Source organism: Nocardia sp. XZ_19_385, from assembly GCF_015355755.1.
Classification (GTDB): domain Bacteria; phylum Actinomycetota; class Actinomycetes; order Mycobacteriales; family Mycobacteriaceae; genus Nocardia.
On sequence record NZ_JACVEE010000001.1, the window covers coordinates 1148736 to 1166733 of the forward strand.

Below are 17998 nucleotides of genomic sequence, written 5' to 3' on the forward strand. Positions count from 1 at the left end.
AATGCGAGACGAAGCCCAAACCCGATTGCGCACACTGAAGCGCGACTACGACGAAGGCCAGACCCGCCTTCTCCAACTGGAACAGCAGGCCGCCGGGCTCCGTGAGGGTCTGCTTCGCATAAGCGGCGCGATTCAGGTGCTCGAGGAGTTACTGGTCGACAACAATGTGCCGAGCAACGGCGAACAACGCGACCCGGAGGAATTACGAGTTCCCTGAGCCGCTGGTCAGTCGTGGATCCGGGCATCGTAGTCCGCGCGGGCGGCGTGGTCGTAGTCGAGGAAGGCCGAGTCGACCCTGGCCCAGCGATAGATGGCACGGCGGAGTCGGTCGGGGTAGAGCGCACTGAGCCGGACGCTGACGCCCAGGCTGCGCGGCACCGTCAGTTGGGGCCGCGGGTGATCGATCATTGCCAGCACCGCGGCCGCGACCTCGGCGGGTTCCAGATTGCGCTGCCCTCTGGGTGTGCTTGTGCCGGAGATCAATTCGGTGTTGGTGAAGGACGGCAGTATGGCGCCGACCTGGACACCGCGGTCGCGGACTTCCAGGCGGGTGGCCTCGGTGAACGCGACCACTCCGGCTTTGCTGGCGTTGTACAGCGCCAGCCCGGGTGCCGGTGTCACGCCGGCAATTGAGGCGATATTGATGATCTGGCCTCGGGCACGCGGAAGCATCTGCTGCAGAGCCAGTTTGGTGCCGAGCATGACGCCGTGCAGGTTGATGTCGACGCAACGCGCCGCCTCGGCGTCGTCGACCTCGGTCACCGGGCCGATCGGCATGATCCCGGCATTGTTGATCAGGACATCCACTGTGCCGCAATCAGTTTCGGCATTGGCGAGAAACGCGGTGAACGAGCCGCGATCGGTGACGTCGAGCGGCAACGCGACGACCTCGAGCTCGATCCCGGCCTTCTCCACCGCAGCCTTATCGATGTCACCGATCACCACTCGGGCTCCACGGTCGCGGGCGGCCCGCGCGATGGCATAGCCGATGCCCCGGGCCGCTCCGGTGACGGCGACAACTTTCCCGTCGACCTGGTCGCGCTGTGTCGTTCTCATCGGGGTTCTCCACTCCGCGTGGTGGCTTGGACACCCACGCTGTTCACCGCCGCACACCTCGCACGGTTCGCCTTCGAACAGTGTGCCGACTGCCCGCACTCATCCGTGCAGGATTCGGTTCACGCTTCCCGAGCAGTACTTCCCGAAATCCCCTTTGATCGATCCGCACCCGGCGTTACCGTGGACTGTAAGGGTCGGCATCTCAATGGATTCGGGTTCGGCCTGGCTCGCGGGGAGGCGACGGGGATTTGGCTTCATCGAACAGTGCTGCTCATGCGCGGGGGTCGTTATGAAATGGCCATGGTCTCGACGTAGTTCGGGGCCACCCGAGCAGCCGTGGCAGTGGCCACCGCCATGGCTTCCAGAGCAGACGACACGGCCCGCGCACCCGCCGCCCGCACACCCGGAGCCACCCGCACACCTGCCGCCCGCACACCCGGAGCCCGCACACCCGGAGCCGCCGCCCCTGCGGCCGGAGCCGCCGCTCGCACGGCCGGTGCCACCGGCGAATACGCGCGAGCATGCCAGCCAACAGCTTTCGCTGATCGAGTCCTTCCTCGAGCGCGCCCACCGCGGCGGCATGCAGCAGGTGCGCCAGCAGATCTGCACCGATCTCGCGGACGCGGCTGCGTACTTCCCCGACCACGCCATCCGGCTGATTCCCCTTGCCAGACGCCGTTTCACGGTGGCCGACACCGTCGTCCAGACCATCTTGGGCAGCTGGTTGCGCAGTCCCGATCCCGATCAGTTCCCGCGAACCTGGACCATCGCCGAGGAACTCATGCAGCCACCCTCGGGCGGTTCCGGCACGTCCACGCTCTGTACCTGGTTCGCCACCACGCTCCGGTCCGACGATCCCCCGGTCTCCCCCGAGTTCCGTTCCATCGCCTCCTCGCACCTCGCGCAACTGGTGGACGACGGCTTCGAGAAGCTCGCCTTCGTCGGTGGCACTTCGGTGCTCTGGCAGGTGCTCTACGCCCTCGGTCCGAGCAGTCGCGCCGACTGGCTGCGGCTCATGGGCGATCGCGCCGCCGACCGCGGCGAGAAAGACGTCGCCCAGCGCCGCCACCAACTCGCCGACCGGTTCACGCCGGACGCAGACCGGAATCGGCTCGTCGGGCAACGCAGAGCCGAGTCACGGGACGGCATCTTCTACGGCAGTGGGCCCCGGATCGGTGGCGGGGACGCCTTGGCCGGCATCGGCTCGGGAAAGCCGGCCTTCGGGTTCCAGCAACCGGATTCCCCGTTTCTCGCACCGGCACAATGGCATCCCGGGCCGGTAGGCCCTCCGGAAGTGCATCGCGGGACCAGTCGTGCAGAGCCCGAACCGCCCGAACCGGTACCGCCCGACTTCGCCGAAATCAATCGGCGAATCCTGCTCGCCGCCGCGGACATCATCCACGGCAAGCCTCCCGCCGGTCTGGCAGAGCTACTGCGGCAGCCACTCGACCGCACGCAGCACCGCACCGCCGTTTTCCTGGATGCGCTCGCGGACTTGCGTGCGGGACAACGTGATCAGGCACACACCAAGCTCCGCACCGTGATCGACGGTCCGGCATCTGTCGATAGTGACGATGACCTGGTGGCGAACGCACATCTCATCCTCGGCGTGCTCGACATGGATGGCGAGCAGGTCGCGGCGGGACTACGTCTGCTCGCGGGCCGACACAGGGACAACTGGCCGAGCAGATCCATGGTCGACCCGGACTCCCTGCGCACCGTCCTCGTCACCGCCAGGCCACTGGTTCTGGCGGACCTGATCCTGGCGGATCCATCGGTGCTCGGTGTGCTCGCCGCTGACGGCCGAGCTCTCCACCTCCAGGCGGCCCGGGGCCTGCTTGCGAAAGCCGCTTGGGCCGTCCTCCTTTCGCAAACCGATGCCGTGAATGTGGCACTCGCACAAGCGATCCGGTTGCTGGACACCGTGCGCGACTCCCGAACCGACGAACTACGCGAAATAGCCGCCCGGCTCGAAGGTTTCGCCCACCCGAACCGTCCCGTCACCCAACCTCCGTTGGACCTCCTCGGCCTCGCCGCACTCCGAGTGAACGGCACCATCCAGCCTTGGACCGAATCGGCCCTCGACCTCTGGCGCGCCGGACGGGCCGCCGGCGGATCCACCCACCACGCGGCAATCGCCGAACATGCCCGGGCGTACCAAGCAGAACTCGACAACGACGACCAAGCCTTCTCACATTGGAACGAAGCCCTGCACCACTGGGCGCAGGTGTACGAGAACGCGGAATTCTGGAGCGCCATGCGCACACACCTCGGGACAGTGCTGCCCGAGGTGCCGCGCCAGGAAATCGCCGACGCAGTCGCACAAACCCGCGCCGAACTGCCCGCGAACCTACTCGAACCACATGTCACACGAATCCGGGCCCTGTGGCGCAGCACCCCCGATTCGGCACGGGCGCACATGGAGGTCATCCGCAATTCCGAACTCCCCACGGCGGCGACCGCGGCGGCCCGGGCCAAACTGAGCGACGAAGCCGACGCGCTCATCCGGGAAGAGGCCCGCTCGGGCCGACCCGACGACGCGATCGATATCGCGGCGACCTGGTTGCACATCGACCCCGACAGCGCACGCATCACCGAAGCGGCACTAGACGTCGGCATAGGTTTCGCCGAAAGCCAACCCGGCGCACCCGACAGCATCGGAAAATGGGCGGCCGCCAGTTGGCCACTACTCCAACGGATCGCCACCCTCATACCGCCCTCGGCCAACGACGATCACGCCGCCTTCGCTGGAAAACTGGCCCGCCACGAATTCTGGCTCGGCCTCTACCTTTTCGTGTCCGCACAGCGCACCGCCCTACCCGAGGCCGGGGCCGTCGAGGAGGCCGCCGACCATCTGGAACGGGCCAAGCAGCTGGGATTGCCCACCACCACCCCCTACGACCAGGCCAACACGATTCTCACCAACGCACGAGAGCTGACACGCTGGGCGAAGAACCGCAATGACCAGCGCAACCAGGGCTTCGGCTTCCACCATTAAGGAGCAACCACGGTGAACCCCTGGGCATGGACCGGCCGTAACCCGTACTACGCCAACGTATTTCGATCTCACGATGCGGAAGAGCCGAACACCCCGCACACCCGGCTGGCCGCGGAGTTGCTCACCCACCGGCCGATGCCGGAGAACGCCGACCTCACCGACCCACTGGAACTACTGCGACTGGCCCAGGAACTCGACACCGCAGGCGAGCCCGCCACGCCCAGTCCGGACCAAGCCGAAACCCAGCTCCACCTCCGCTACGACCGCCTGCCCTGGATTCTGCCGAGCAGCCTCGGTCCCGGGCTCGACACCCTGCGCAGCACCGACGGAAAGGCGGAATGACGTAGCGCGACGTCCGGGAGTTCGTCGCCGAAGTAGCGAGCTCTGATTCGCAAGAACCCGATACGCAAGCCACTGGGGCTCACGCGCACGATCTTCGCGACGGACCCGGCTAGCGGTCCTTGAAGGTTTCGATCTGAGCCCCCAACAGAGCGAGTCGCTCAGCGAGCTGTTCGTAGCCTCGGTTGATGGCGTAGACGTTGCGCAGGGTCGAAGTTCCTTTCGCGGCGAGCATGGCGAGCAGAATCACGACCGCGGGGCGCAGCGCTGGGGGGCAAATGATTTCGGCGCCGGACCAATGGGTGGGGCCTTCGACGTAGACGCGGTGCGGGTCGAGCAGCGTGATCGAGGCGCCGAGTTTGTTCAGTTCGGTCAGATAGATTGCCCGGTTCTCGTAAACCCAGTCGTGGACAAGGGTTTTGCCGTTCGCAGTGGCGGCGATCAGCGCGAAGAAGGGCAGGTTGTCGATGTTGAGGCCCGGAAACGGCAGCGGATGGATCTTGTCCCGGGCAGCGCGCAGATCCGAGGGGTGCACGATCAGGTCAGCCAGCCGGGTTCGACCGTTCTCGGCCAGGTACTCGCTGCTCAGGTCGAACCGCAGCCGCATCTGCTCGAGAAGTGCGAGCTCGACCTCCATGAATTCGATAGGGACTCTGGTGATTTGGAGCTGCGACCGGGTGGCGATCGCGGCGGTGATGAGACTCATCGCCTCGATCGGATCCTCGGACGGCGCGTAGTCGACATCGACATCGATTCGGGATCTGCCGTGCAGGGTCAATGTCGTGGTGCCGATCCCGTCGACCTGGACACCGAGCTTGCAGAGATAAAAGCACAGGTCCTGAACCATGTAGTTGGAGCTCGCATTTCGGATAACGGTGACCCCGTCGCGCCTGGCTGCGGCCATCAGCGCGTTCTCGGTGACGGTGTCGCCACGCTCGACGAGCACGATCGGCCTAGCCGGGCTGCGCCGCTCGTCAGCGACAACATGATAGGTACCGTCGGTGGCGTCGATATCGATTCCGAAGGGCGCCAACGCGGCCAGATGTGGTTCGACAGTTCGGGTTCCGAGCGCGCACCCGCCCGCATATGGGAGTTCGAAGCGGTCGTGATCGTGGATCAGCGGACCCAGGAACATGATGATGCTGCGTGTCCGCCGGGCAGCCTCCACGTTCATCGCCGCCAGATCCAACGTCGGCGGAGGGATGATCTCGAGGTCGCCGCTGCTACCGAGCCACTCCACCCCGACACCGATACTCCGCAGCACCTCGATCAGCCGATGCACCTCCTCGATCCGGGCGATCTGCCGAAGCACGGTACGTCCGGAATTCAGCAGCGCCGCGCACAGCAGCGAAACACTCGCGTTCTTACTGGTATTCACGGCGATCGAGCCGCTCAACTGGTGACCACCGACGATCCGCAGGTGGGTCGGCCCCGAATAGCCCACCGACACCAGCTCGGTCCCCAGCGCATGCCCGACACGAGCCAACATCTCAAGACTGACGTTCTGATTACCACGCTCGATCCGGTTCACCGCGCTCTGCGACGTACCGAGAGCGGCGGCAAGCTGACTCTGCGTCCAGCCCTTGGACTTCCGCGACTCACGAACGAGCAGACCAAGCTGCACAAGCTGATCCGATTCGGGGGCAGTAATCGTCATGCGAGGAAAATATCAGATATGACGTTGCGTCGCGGCTTCGACCCGACGACCAGCACCTCGCAGGCGTTGCTGGTGGCCCTATCGCTCAGACGGTCAGATACGGTTCTGAGTTCCGGAAATTGGATGGAACCGTGGCTCGATGTGGCGCGTCTGAACCTATGTGACCATGACGATGGACGAGTTCATTCTCCGGCAGCTTGCACTGGGAGCCTCCTGGCGATGGCGCGGCGCATCAGCGGGATCCGAGGCGACTCGATCAAGACTCGGCTGGCAACTTACGGGATGGTGAATTACGGCCGAGAGATGGAATACGACTTCGAGGGGTTTCATCGTCGGTCGGCGATTTGCCGAGACTGCTCTACGAGAGTGCCTGCCGCACAGCGGGTGTGGCGACTAACCCCTAGGATCGGTTTTATGTCCGGAGATAGAGAAGACGGCCCATCGTCGCCTAAGGCGAACCAGTACGCAGATGCCATTGACGAATCGGACGGGCCGGAAGAACCGAGTAAGGGACGTGCCCGTGCGGTCGGTAGGGCGGCCGGATCCTTCGCTGAAAGCTTCGCGCGTGAGCGGCTGACTGTTCTAGCGGCGCTGACTTCGGTCATCGTCGGCTTGATCGGACTAACCGCTGATAGCTTTTTGTGGACCGCAGTCCACATCGTGTCGGGGCTATTGGGAGTTGTTCTAGTTCTCCTCGCGTTTCGGCGGCATATGTCCTTGGTCTGGCATTGGACGGTAATAATCGGGGTATTGGTGGCGGACGCGACATTGATAGCGGCGTACTGGGGCATTCAATGAACGAAATCCATCACCGCTTCGGGTGAGAGGTGATGTCGCGGCTGCTGGCTGTTGCCCTCGGGTATCCGATCCGGGTGCGGCTGGGAACCTATGTGGAAGAACGTATTTCAGCAATCCAGTCCTGTTGCTCCCACGGCAACGACGTGGTTCACTGTGCAAGGTTTGTTGATGGATGGTTGAACATCCATAATCTTGGAGGGGATGAGATGGCGCAGTTCTCGGTGGAGGTAGCGGACCTCGGCGGGTGGGCGGAGCAGGTGGGACGCGGAGGTAGTGCCCTCGGCAAAGGCCATAGCTACGCAACCAGCGAAATTGCAGACGCAAATTTCGGTCGGATACTCGAAAAACTGACTGGCGACTATTCCAAGTTTCTCCCGGTCCTTCATACAGCCCTCCAATTGGATGGGGATAGAATTAGTGAAGCCGAGACCGCTCTAATTTATGCCGGCGACGAGTACCGAAAGACCGACAGAAATTTCGCCACAGCGATCGCTAAGCTTGATGATACTCCAATCATCGTTGAGGACGATAAATCAGTCGACGGCTTCAAGGATATCGAATCCGCCGTGGACAAGTTGGTGGCACCGACCGTCGACTCTCGAACATTGCCTGTTGTCTCCTTCGGTTTGATCCTCGACAAAGCTGTTCAAGTTATCAAGACTGTTACAGACTTCGACTGCCGTGCGGAAGTCACTGATCTGATCGCGGGTGATATCGGCAAGGCGGGTACGCAAGTGTCGGCGTGGCGGAATCTTGCGGCGTCCATGGAAGTGGTACGGGTCAATCTGAAGCAAGGGCAGAGTGAAATTCAAAAGACTTGGCTGGGGAAGGCGGCGACATCGCAGACCGAGTACTTCGGTCAGTGGGACACGTCGTTGTCGAAGCAACGACAGATCATGGCCACACTGGCCGATCATCTGAAGCATGCGATAGACGAGGCCGTCGCGATGGCGCAGATCATCGTTGACGCGCTACTTATAATTTTCCAGACCGTTATGGGCGCCTGGTCTGCCATGACGATACCCGGGTGGGGGCAGTGGAAGCTGATCAAATCAATAAAGAACACATTGACTCTTCTCAACGAGCTGAGAACGGCGCTCACCCTATTTGCAACTCTCTTGGCAACGATTGTGCACTTCATAAACTTGTCAATGGCAGTGTTCATGCCAGACGCACTGCCACCCGCCCCTAAGACTGCATAAGGACTATAAAGATGGCCGCTGTAACTCCCGCCGATCCCAGTGATTCAGTATCTGGAGCCCTATCTCAGCTCCGGACACACCTTTCGGAGCTCACCGGAAAGGTTGCTGCCTACAAGCAGGAGAATGAATTATCCGCAGCTGAACTCCAGCAACTATCAGAATCTGCGTCGAGCGGCGAACTCGGTGCCGATATGCAGGCAGCCGCGAATTTGGTTGCATCCGGGCAAGATACCTGGCAGGCGATGTTCGCTGGTGATTCGTCCAATGCCGGTCTGATAGTAAGCAACTTCGACCGATCGGTATCTGAGAACAGCGCAGCCGTACGCGCCGGGCTGGGCAGTTAAGGGTAACCGTCAGGTGGCGTGGTTGAGGGTCGGCTGAGAGGACCGTCAACCACGCCCGTCAAACGCGCGAAAAGAACAAACCGCCGACGCGCGAGCGGTCGGCGGTCCCAATAAGACGCCTATGGTGGTCCTAGCTGGACGGTATTCGAACCGAGCTGAGCTGGGGAAGTTCAAAGCGGCGCGGCCAAGATTGAGGCAGCCGGGCCACCAGCACGTCCGCGGATGCACGGAAAGCCGGCACCATCGGCTGCGTCTCGCGCTCGCCGAAACATCGAACAACGGCTCGCCAGCGCCACTATCGACGAGCTGATCGGCGCCTACCGCGACGGCACCTCTACAACGGAGCTCGCCAAGCAATACAGGATCTGCAAGACCGCTGTCCTCGCCCTGTTGACCAACCGCGGGGTAGCGCGCAGATACCAGTCGATGACCACAACCGACATCGACCAAGCCGAACGGCTCTATCTGGCCGGACACTCATTCGCCAGCTGCAGCAAGATGACCGGCTTCCCGGCTAGCACCATCCGCGACGCTCTGCGCGAACGAGGCACCCCGATGCGCCCTACGGGCGGCAGCCGCAACCGAAAGAGATAGCAACCAAGCTATTCCGACGTGTCGACACCCTCGAACCTCAGATCGGACCACACGTCCAGCGTAAGTCCGGGAGGTTGTTGGCGTGTCGCAGTGCGACACGCCAGCAATCTCTATCGAACAGCAATCCGTCGGCGAACAGACGATCTGCCACCGGCCAGACGAGCATTCCGCAGTCAACTCGGCTGTAACTGGCGGAGAGCTTCGAACCATGCTCCGGCAGGGTGTCGACGACGCAAAGTTTCGTGGCAATCTTGTGTCTTTTGCTGTCTACCAGCCGAATTCAGTGGACAATTAGCGTAGGTTTCGCGGAGATCCACCTCCGAAGGGAGAGCTATGCCAGCGCGCCCAATCTATTTGCTGCAGGACATCTTCGGCCACCGAGGCTCGCCCGATGACACATCATCGTCGATTGATCGCCGAGCCGCAGAGACTCGATATCAACACTGCCGCAACAGATCTCAAGGTTTGAAACGGCCTTTTCCGGTCGATCGCCGGCGGATCGGCAGGTAACGTCGGCCCGCGCTCGCCGATTGCCATCGGAGAGCACATAACGGGTGGAACGGTACGCAGACCTGTTCGGCGGCGTGGTGGGGATCAGAAAGGATTGCCGCACTTCAGGATTCAGTGCGCTGGAGTTAGGTCGATCCCAGTCAGCACCCTCACGAGCGAGGGGGACTTCAAGAGCTGACCGGCTACCGACCGTCGATGGAACGTGATGGCAACAGAGAACGGGGCTCGACGCATGGAAGTGGATCGGTGGACGTCCGTCACCGAATCAAGTTTCGAGCACGAACGCCGCGGCCTGGAGGCCATCCGCGTAGGGCTACCTAATGCCGACCCATGGTATGCGTGGTCGAACTTCACCTTCACCGAGCGGTACGGGCACGTACGCGAGGTCGACCTGCTGGTGATCGCGCCCAACGGGGTTCACATGATCGAGTTGAAGGACTGGCGCGGCCAACTCACTGTCGAGCGTGGCGACTGGGTGCTGAAGCTGGACGGTAGAGGTCGACGACATCACCGTAGCCCGCTGCACTTGAATGAGCAGAAGGCCAAAGAATTGGCCGGGTTGCTCGCCCCACACCTTGGGGCCGAGCGAGTCTTTGTGACCAGCCATGTCTGCCTGACCAACAAGGATCTGACATTCACCTTGCCGCCGGGCGACCGCGCGAACACACACACCATCGCGGAGCTGGTGCGAGTATTGGCTGGACCGGTGCTCGACGAACGCCGCCGGATGACCGCCCAGCGGGCGAAGTCCGTCGCTCGGGCTCTGCAGAAGGTCGGAATCGGCCGCAGCGAAGCCGATTTCACGGTGGGCGCGTACCGGCTCGAACACAAGCCATTCGACATCGGCCCGACCTGGAGCGACTACCGGGCCTCACACGCCGATCTGGGTACGCTGGCGCGTGTCCGGATCTACGTCTCCGAGCGCGGCGCGGATGCCGAGGCGCGCAAATCGGTATACGACTCGGCGAAACGAGAAGCGGCGGTACTGCGCCGATTCCGGCATCCCGGTGTGGTTCGGTTCGTCGATATCGACTCCGGAGCGCATCCGGCGGGCCCGGCGCTGATCTTCGAATACGACCCAAGCACGGTCCGTTTGGACGAATTCGTGTCACGCCATGCGTCCACCCTCGACCTCACCGACCGGCTGCAGCTCGTGCGTCAGCTTGCCGAGACCATGCGGGCAGCACACTCAGGGCGTATCTACCATCGCGGCCTGTCCGCACACTCGGTCCACGTCATCCCACGCCTGCGCGACCGGAGTGGCCGTGAGCTCGGGGAACCAGACCGTTGGCGCACACCGTACCTGCAGATCGCGGACTGGCAGATCGCCACCCAACACGGCACCGCCAGCCGACCGGGACGCACCGGCCTTGCGACGACGAATCTCACGACGGCGCATCTAGCTCCCGGCACCGAGGTGTACCTAGCCCCGGAGCTGGCCGCTGCCAAACCCAAGCCGATCGAGATGGACGTGTACGGCTTGGGCATGCTCGCGTACCTGTTGGTGGCAGGCCGTCCACCGGCCGCGACCCAGGCTGAGTTGCTTGCCAGGTTCGAGGCAGGTGAGGGGTTGCGGCCCGGCGCTGTGGTGGACGGATTGCATTCCGACATCGATGAGCTGGTTGAGGCAGCGACTGCCTATCAGCCCGAGCGCCGGATCTCCTCGGTGGACGAGTTCCTAGAGTGGCTGGAACTCATCGAGTCCGAATTGCGCACACCAACGGAGCCAGAACCGGTTGCGCCGGAGATCGATCCACTCGATGCGGTCGCCGGCGACATCCTGGACCGACGCTGGGAAGTGCGCCGACGGCTCGGCACCGGCTCGACCAGCCGTGCATTCCTGGTGCGCGATCTGGCCGCAGACCCGCAGACAAAGGACGCGCGAGCCTTCGCAGTGCTGAAGGTGGCACTGTCGGACGGCCGCGCCGACGTGCTGACCCGCGAGGCCGAGGTGATGCGGCGGCTGCGCAAGGATGCCCGCATCATTCAATCGGTTGATCCTGGGGTCGTCCGCATCGGCGTCCGGACCGGCCTGCTACTCGAATATGTCGGCGACGAACGGGAATTGGACGCACCGACGGAAACTGGGAGCAAGCGCCGCCGCACTGAGGAGACGGTGGCGCGACACCTTCGTGAGAACGGCCGCCTCACGGTGGATGAACTGGAGGCCTACGGCGAATACCTATTCGGCGCGGTCGAGTTCCTGGAGGGTGAGGGCATCTGGCACCGAGACCTCAAGCCGGACAATATCGCCATCCGCGTGCGCCCCAACCGAACCCGGCAGCTGGTACTGATCGACTTCTCGCTCGCCGGCTATCCGGCGAAGGATACCGAGGCGGGGACCGACGGCTACCTGGACCCATTCATCGGCACCATCAGCCGCACCAATTACGACGCGCACGCGGAACGCTACGCGCTGGCGGTCACCTTGCACGAGATGGCGTCTGCTGAACTTCCGCGCTGGGGTGACGGCTCGGTCGCACCACGACAGACCGATCCGAACCACCTCCCCTACCCGGAGATCGCCACGGACGCATTCGATCCGTCGATCCGGGACGGGTTGATCGGGTTCTTCCGCAGGGCACTGCACCGGAATGCCGCACAGCGGTTCGACGACCTCAAACCTATGCGGGACGAGTGGCGGCGGATCTTCCTGGAGATGGCGCGAGCGGTGCCGTCCCGGCCGCGGACCCGGCACCCGGCTGTGGACGTGACCGAAGGTGCCCCTGGCTCCGAGACGGCAACTGGTGGCGCCGACCTCACGCCTGCAGAGGCGGAGACCTCCGAGCAGGAGCGCGATCGGATCGCCGAGCAAGTAGCTCGCGAAACCCCGCTGGCGACAGCAGGTTTGACGGCGGCGGCCGAGCAGTTCCTGTACGGGCTCGGCATCAACACGGTCGGCGACCTGCTCGACTACAGCCAGCGCAACCTCATCAACGCTCCCGGCTTGGGTGCGCGCACCCGCATCGAGATCCAGGGCCGCCAGAAGCAGTGGGGCAGACTGCTGGGCCGCACTACGCCAACCCCGCTCACCACCGAAGGCCGCCTCGCCGCCAAGGAGGAGCTGACCGAAGCACAGGCAGCTGCAGCGGATCAGGGCGCCACGGTGCTGCGGGCACTTAGCCTGGACACCCTGGTGTCGCAGCTGGTGCCGGAGCTCAACAACAACGGTTCCAACGCCAAGAAAGTCGACATGGTGACCCGGCTGCTTCAGGTCCCCGGTGTAAACGACTTGCCCGACCTGGGTGTATGGCCGACGAAGTCGGCTGTAGCAGCGACGATGGGCGTCAGCTCGCCGGCCATCTCTCAGTCGCTCAAGCAGATGCGTCAGAAGTGGCGCAAATCCGATGCGGTGTCCGCGGTACGCGACGAAATCCTGGAGCTACTAAGGGAATTCGGACGAGTTGCCTCCATCAGCGAGATCGCCGACGCCCTGATCCTGCGCCGCGGAACCCGGCTCGACGGCCGTGCACAGCGGAGGGCACTGGCGGTGGCAGTGGTGCGCGCAGTCGCCGAGGCCGAACAGCTGACACCAGACGAGGCGGCTTTCGAGTGCAACGGCCCTCGTGATGGCGCACTGCCGGTTGTGCTGGCCTTGGAGGTAGACGAAGAGAACGATCCGCCCGAAACGCCCTCGGTGAAGGCACTATTGGGCTACGCGGCACGGTTGGGCGCGGCCGCGGATCGGCTGGCGGATTCGGAGACGCTCCCCACACCCGCCACCGTGCTGGAACGGTTGAGTGCAATCGACGTGCCACCGGGCGTCGTCGAGTGGTCCGATCTCGGTTGGGACGAGCGCCGGCTGGTACAGATGGCGGTGGGCGCATCGCGGCACGCCGCGGCCACACCCCGATTGGAGATTTATCCGCTGACTCTGCCGCTGGTAAGGGCGGCCCGGCTCACCCAGGCGGGCCTGGTCCGCCTGACCCCGGGTCTGGAACGCCAGCGCCAGCCTGGTGTACGGGTCGAAGAAGTGCACGAGCGGATTCGTGCCCGCTTCCCAGAACTCGGAGCGGAACAGGGACTTTCGGACGGCTCGGAGCTCACCGCTGCGCTGCGTAATGCCGGTTTCGATCTGGTGCTGGAGACCAGTTCCGAGGGCATAGTCCGTTACTTGCCGACCCACGGAATAGACACCTTCAGCTCGATGTCGGTCTGGTCGGGCCGCCGATCCACCGCCACCACCATCCGAAACGGCCGCTGGGCCGACGACCCAGCCATCGCCGCGGCGTCCCGCGCCGAGGAACAGCTCACCGCCACGGCGGGCCGCGACGGTTTCCGAGTGCTGACGGTACGTTCTTCGCTTGCGAACCTGGCTGCCGACGAGATCGCGAGTCGGTTTGCGGCCGAGCCGATTTCGATGACGGGGCTCTTCCTTTCCGCCATGCATGATCTGATTCCTGCCGGTGGTAAGCCGACCTGGGAGACGATCCTCATGGCCGACGCCGCCGAACCGGGTAGCAAGCGTGCGATTCGCTTCGCGGAGTACGTGCGGACGGCATTTGGCCGCATCGAACCTAGGGTGCGCACGCGCCTGACTTCTGCGGCAGGCCCAGTGCTCATGACCGACACCCTGGTCTACGCACGCTATGACGCCATGGGCGTACTGAACCGGCTCGCGGAGCAGTCGCGGCACGGCGGTCGTGGACTGTGGATGCTCTGCCCCCAGGACGACCCCCATCGCAAACCGCGTCTGGGCACGGCCGCTGTTCCTTTCCTAGCCGGGTTCAGCGAGTGGATCGTGCTGACCGACGACTGGGTCCGCAACGCTCACCGATCCGGTAGCCGAAACATCAACGCCGACAACACAGGGGTGTCTGCATGATCGACCGCGTCGTATTGTTGGCCGACCTTCGCAAGCAGGTTGTGGCGGTTGAGAAGGACCTGGTCCAGCAGGTCGAGCGCCCCGGCACGGATGCCACCCGTACAGCGCGCGATCAATTGCTCGATGAATACCATCAGGCTAAGAAGGTTGGTCGTACCGCCGCCACGTGGTCGACATGGCTTGTGGGCGACGACAAGTACCCGGGCCGTATCCCCCAGGTGGCCGCGGCTTGGGTGCTTGGCACCGTATTTGTCCGCTTCTGCGAAGACAATCAGCTCATCACCGAGCCGTACCTGACTGGGCCCAGTGCTGACCGACGTGGCCTGGCGCAGGCTCGCTACGACGCTTACGTCGAATCCGATCCCGACCCCACTTACCGGGGCTGGCTGCTGCGCGCCTTCACCGAACTGGCAGCTGGCCAGGCGGGCAAGCTGTTGTTCGACCCGGACCACAACCCGCTCTACCAGGTTCAACTCTCCCACGAGGGTGCGCGTGCGCTGGTCGAATTCTGGCGTGCCCGAGACAAACAGGGGCAGCTGGTGCACGATTTCACCGACCCGCTGAGGGAGGGCGGTAAGGACGGTTGGAGCACTCGCTTCCTCGGCGACTTGTATGAGGAGCTCTCCGAGAATGCACGTAAAGCCTATGCGTTGCGACAGACTCCGGTCTTCGTGGAAGAGTTCATCCTCGACCGCACCATGAATCCGGCGCTGGGGGAGTTTGGTCACGAGGAGCTTAGAGTCATCGACCCAACTTGTGGCTCAGGGCATTTCGTGCTCGGAGCCTTCCGGCGGCTGGTCGAGGCATGGGAAGCGCAGCCGCGCGGAAAAGGCTTGCATCAGCAGGTGCGGGCAGCGCTGGACTCGGTGCACGGCGTCGATCTCAACCCGTTCGCTATCGCCATCGCCCGCTTCCGGCTGCTGGTGGCGGCGATGGCGGCAGCGAAGGTCGCCACGCTCGCCAAGGCGGCCAACTACGAATGGCCGATTCACTTGGCGGTCGGTGACTCACTCATCCAGAACCGGCAACTCGAACTAGATTTTAGCGGCGCCGATGGCGGAGACCCGCTCGCCGGATTCTCCTATGCCACTGAGGATATGCTCCAACATCCACGCATCCTGGAGAACGAGCGCTATCACGTGGTGGTCGGCAATCCGCCGTACATTACCGTGAAGGACAGAAAGCTCAACGAGGCATACCGGAAGATCTACTCCGACGTCTGCTCCGGTAAGTACGCGCTGTCGGTCCCGTTCGCCGCCCGCTTCTTCGAACTTGCCAAGCGCGGTGGCTCAGATGGGCGGGGGTTCGGACGGGTCGGACAGATCACCGCGAATTCATTCATGAAGCGAGAGTTCGGGACTAAGCTCATCGAAGAATATTTCTCCGAGAGAGTGGAGCTCACCGAGGTGATCGACACCTCCGGTGCTTATATTCCGGGGCACGGCACACCGACGGTAATACTCGTCGGCACACCGAGATCCGGCAACATCCGGATACCAAACATCCGTACGGTGCGAAGTGTACGAGGCGAACCCAAAGCGCCCGAGGAGCCCGAGAACGGGCTCGTATGGCGGGAGATCGTCGAGCAAATCAGCAATCCGGGCTTTGTGGGGCAATGGGTTTCGGTGAATGACCTGGAGCGGAGGCGATACTTCGGCAAGCAACCGTGGATCCTACTCGACGGCGGGCTGGAGATGGTGGAGCAGATCGGAACAACAGGTCAGCGTCGCCTGCGGTCATTGCTACCCCGAGATATCGGCTTTGCCAGTTTCCCAGGATGCGACGATGCATTCGTGAGTACTCCAGATGCACTGCAACGAAAGAGGATTAAAGACAACCTGGCCACGAGGCTCGTTACCGGTGAAATTGTTCGCGACTGGGATGCACAGACCGACGAGCAAGCTATAACACCATATGATGCCGCGCTAGAGCCGCTCGAATACGATGAGAGAAGCCCTTGGGGGCGTCTCCTGTGGTCAGTTCGTAGCCACCTTCGCTCAACCACTGACTTCAATGGCAAGACTCAAGAAGATCTCGGCAAGCCGTGGTGGACCTGGTACCGATGGGTTCGAGAACGATATGCAACCCCTCTATCCATCACATACGGCGAAATAGCAACCCACAATCATTTTACTTTGGACCGCGGCGGGAAGGTCTTTACTCGAACTGCACCAGTAATCAAGTTGGCGAGCGAAGCAACCGAGGAGGAACACCTCCTGCTGCTTGGTCTTCTCAACAGCTCCACTGCATGCTTCTGGCTCAAAATGATGTGCCATAACAAAGGAAGTACCGTTGATGCCCGGGGCGCACGCCAGGCAACGATACCTTTCGAAGATTTCTATCAGTTCAACGGAACCAACATCGGCAAATTCCCAATTGCTATAGGACGCACGGAAGCGCTAGGAAGTGAACTCGATCTCCTAGGAAACCAGCTGGCAGCCGCACGGCCTGCGAATGTCGCCAATCAGGCTACTGTTCCGAACCTTTCATTACTCCGTTCAGCAGCGGAAGTGTGGAGTTCCATCCGGGCAACCATGATCGCTTTGCAGGAGGAACTCGACTGGCAGGTCTATTCGCTCTATAGCCTCTGCCCTGAGGATTTGCGCACGCCTGAGCGAGACGTGCCCGAAATCTCCTTGGGGGAGCGTGCATTCGAGATTGTTCTCGCCCGTCGAGCAAGCAGGGGCGAGGCGTCATCTGAGTGGTTCACCCGCCATAACTCCACCCCGATCACTGAAATCCCATCCCAATGGCCGCACTCGTACAAGGCTGTCGTCGAAAGGCGCATCGATGCCATCGAAAATAACCGCGCCATCAACATGATCGAGCGCCCAGAGTACAAGCGCCGCTGGGCAACCGAAGGCTGGGATGCCCTGCAGCACAAGGCACTACGCGCCTGGCTCCTCCGTCGAATGGAGCGCCCCGGCCTGTGGCATGACGAGAGCGACCAACCGGTCATCCGCACCCTGACCCGCCTGACCGACCTTCTCTCGCAGGATGAAGATTTCACCTCGGTCGCCGTGATCTACGCTCCCCGCCAAGACTTGACGAAAGTGGTAGCGGATCTACTCACCGAGGAGCACGTTCCCTTCCTGGCTGCCTTGCGCTACAAGCCATCTGGCCTGCGCAAGCGCGGCGACTGGGAGCACGTCTGGGACCTCCAGCGCCAGGAGGACAATGCGGCTGACCTGGAGCAACAGCTCAAAATTCGTGATTCGATCCCAGTGCCGCCCAAGTACACCAGCACAGATTTCCTGCGCACCTCGTTCTGGCAGGCCCGCGGCAAACTGGACGTCCCGAAGGAACGCTTCATCTCCTACGGCGACACCAACACCCCCACTCCGCAACGCTACGGCTGGGCGGGCTGGGATCACCGCGAGCAGGCTCAAGCCCTCGCGACGTATTTCACGACCCACGCCGTGGACACCCAGCAGATCACCCCACTGCTGGCCGGTCTGCTGGAGTTGCAGCCATGGTTGCAGCAGTGGCACAACGAATTCGATGACGCCTACAGCGGATCCCCGGCCGAATTCTTTGCCGGGTACCGCCGTCAGATTCAAAATGAGCACGGATTGACCGACGACGACCTGGTTGCCTGGCGTCCGACCGCCGCCACCCGCGGCCGAGCCACCGGCGCTGGGAAAGCCACCCGAGCGCGCAAGACACAGGAGTGAA

The 17998-nt window shown here is 63.0% G+C and carries 9 protein-coding genes; 7 read left to right on the forward strand and 2 right to left on the reverse strand.

The genetic code is table 11. The features are described 5' to 3' along the window. The first annotated feature begins 1 nt into the window (after nt 1). Nucleotides 2-217 carry a hypothetical protein gene (locus IBX22_RS05330; protein WP_194814245.1) on the forward strand — a complete coding sequence of 72 codons (216 nt, stop codon included), beginning with the start codon at nt 2-4 and terminating at the stop codon, nt 215-217. A gap of 8 nt (nt 218-225) precedes the next feature. On the opposite strand, the gene IBX22_RS05335 is transcribed toward IBX22_RS05330, so the two are convergent. Further along, entirely contained in the window at nt 226-1056 is an 831-nt protein-coding gene (locus tag IBX22_RS05335; protein ID WP_194814246.1) for an SDR family oxidoreductase, read from the reverse strand. 289 nt (nt 1057-1345) lie between these two features. Here IBX22_RS05335 and IBX22_RS05340 point away from each other — a divergent pair, with 289 nt between their 5' ends. Then, the gene (locus IBX22_RS05340; RefSeq protein WP_194814247.1) at nt 1346-4054 is read left to right on the forward strand and encodes a hypothetical protein; all 2709 of its coding nucleotides are present in this window, start codon (nt 1346-1348) and stop codon (nt 4052-4054) included. Between the two features lie 12 nt (nt 4055-4066). Further along, nucleotides 4067-4396 carry a hypothetical protein gene (locus tag IBX22_RS05345; RefSeq protein WP_194814248.1) on the forward strand — a complete coding sequence of 110 codons (330 nt, stop codon included), beginning with the start codon at nt 4067-4069 and terminating at the stop codon, nt 4394-4396. A 109-nt stretch (nt 4397-4505) separates the two neighbouring features. Here IBX22_RS05345 and IBX22_RS05350 read toward each other — a convergent pair whose 3' ends face one another. After that, complete coding sequence (locus IBX22_RS05350; protein WP_194814249.1) at nt 4506-6050, reverse strand: UDP-N-acetylglucosamine 1-carboxyvinyltransferase; 1545 nt, start codon at nt 6048-6050, stop codon at nt 4506-4508. Nucleotides 6051-6880: 830 nt separating this feature from the next. On the opposite strand from IBX22_RS05350, the gene IBX22_RS05355 reads away from it, so the two are divergent. From IBX22_RS05355 to pglX, 4 genes are all read left to right on the forward strand, one after another. Beyond that, nucleotides 6881-8050 (forward strand): WXG100 family type VII secretion target, encoded by a 1170-nt coding sequence (locus tag IBX22_RS05355; protein ID WP_194814250.1) that lies wholly within the window; start codon nt 6881-6883, stop codon nt 8048-8050. Between the two features lie 11 nt (nt 8051-8061). Beyond that, nucleotides 8062-8394, forward strand: coding sequence for a hypothetical protein (locus tag IBX22_RS05360; RefSeq protein WP_194814251.1), 333 nt, complete (start codon nt 8062-8064; stop codon nt 8392-8394). A 1336-nt stretch (nt 8395-9730) separates the two neighbouring features. Beyond that, complete coding sequence (gene pglW, locus IBX22_RS05365; protein WP_194814252.1) at nt 9731-14323, forward strand: BREX system serine/threonine kinase PglW; 4593 nt, start codon at nt 9731-9733, stop codon at nt 14321-14323. Continuing rightward, entirely contained in the window at nt 14320-17997 is a 3678-nt protein-coding gene (pglX, locus tag IBX22_RS05370; RefSeq protein WP_194814253.1) for a BREX-2 system adenine-specific DNA-methyltransferase PglX, read from the forward strand. The genes pglW and pglX overlap by 4 nt, the downstream gene beginning before the upstream one ends. Nucleotide 17998 lies beyond the last annotated feature (1 nt).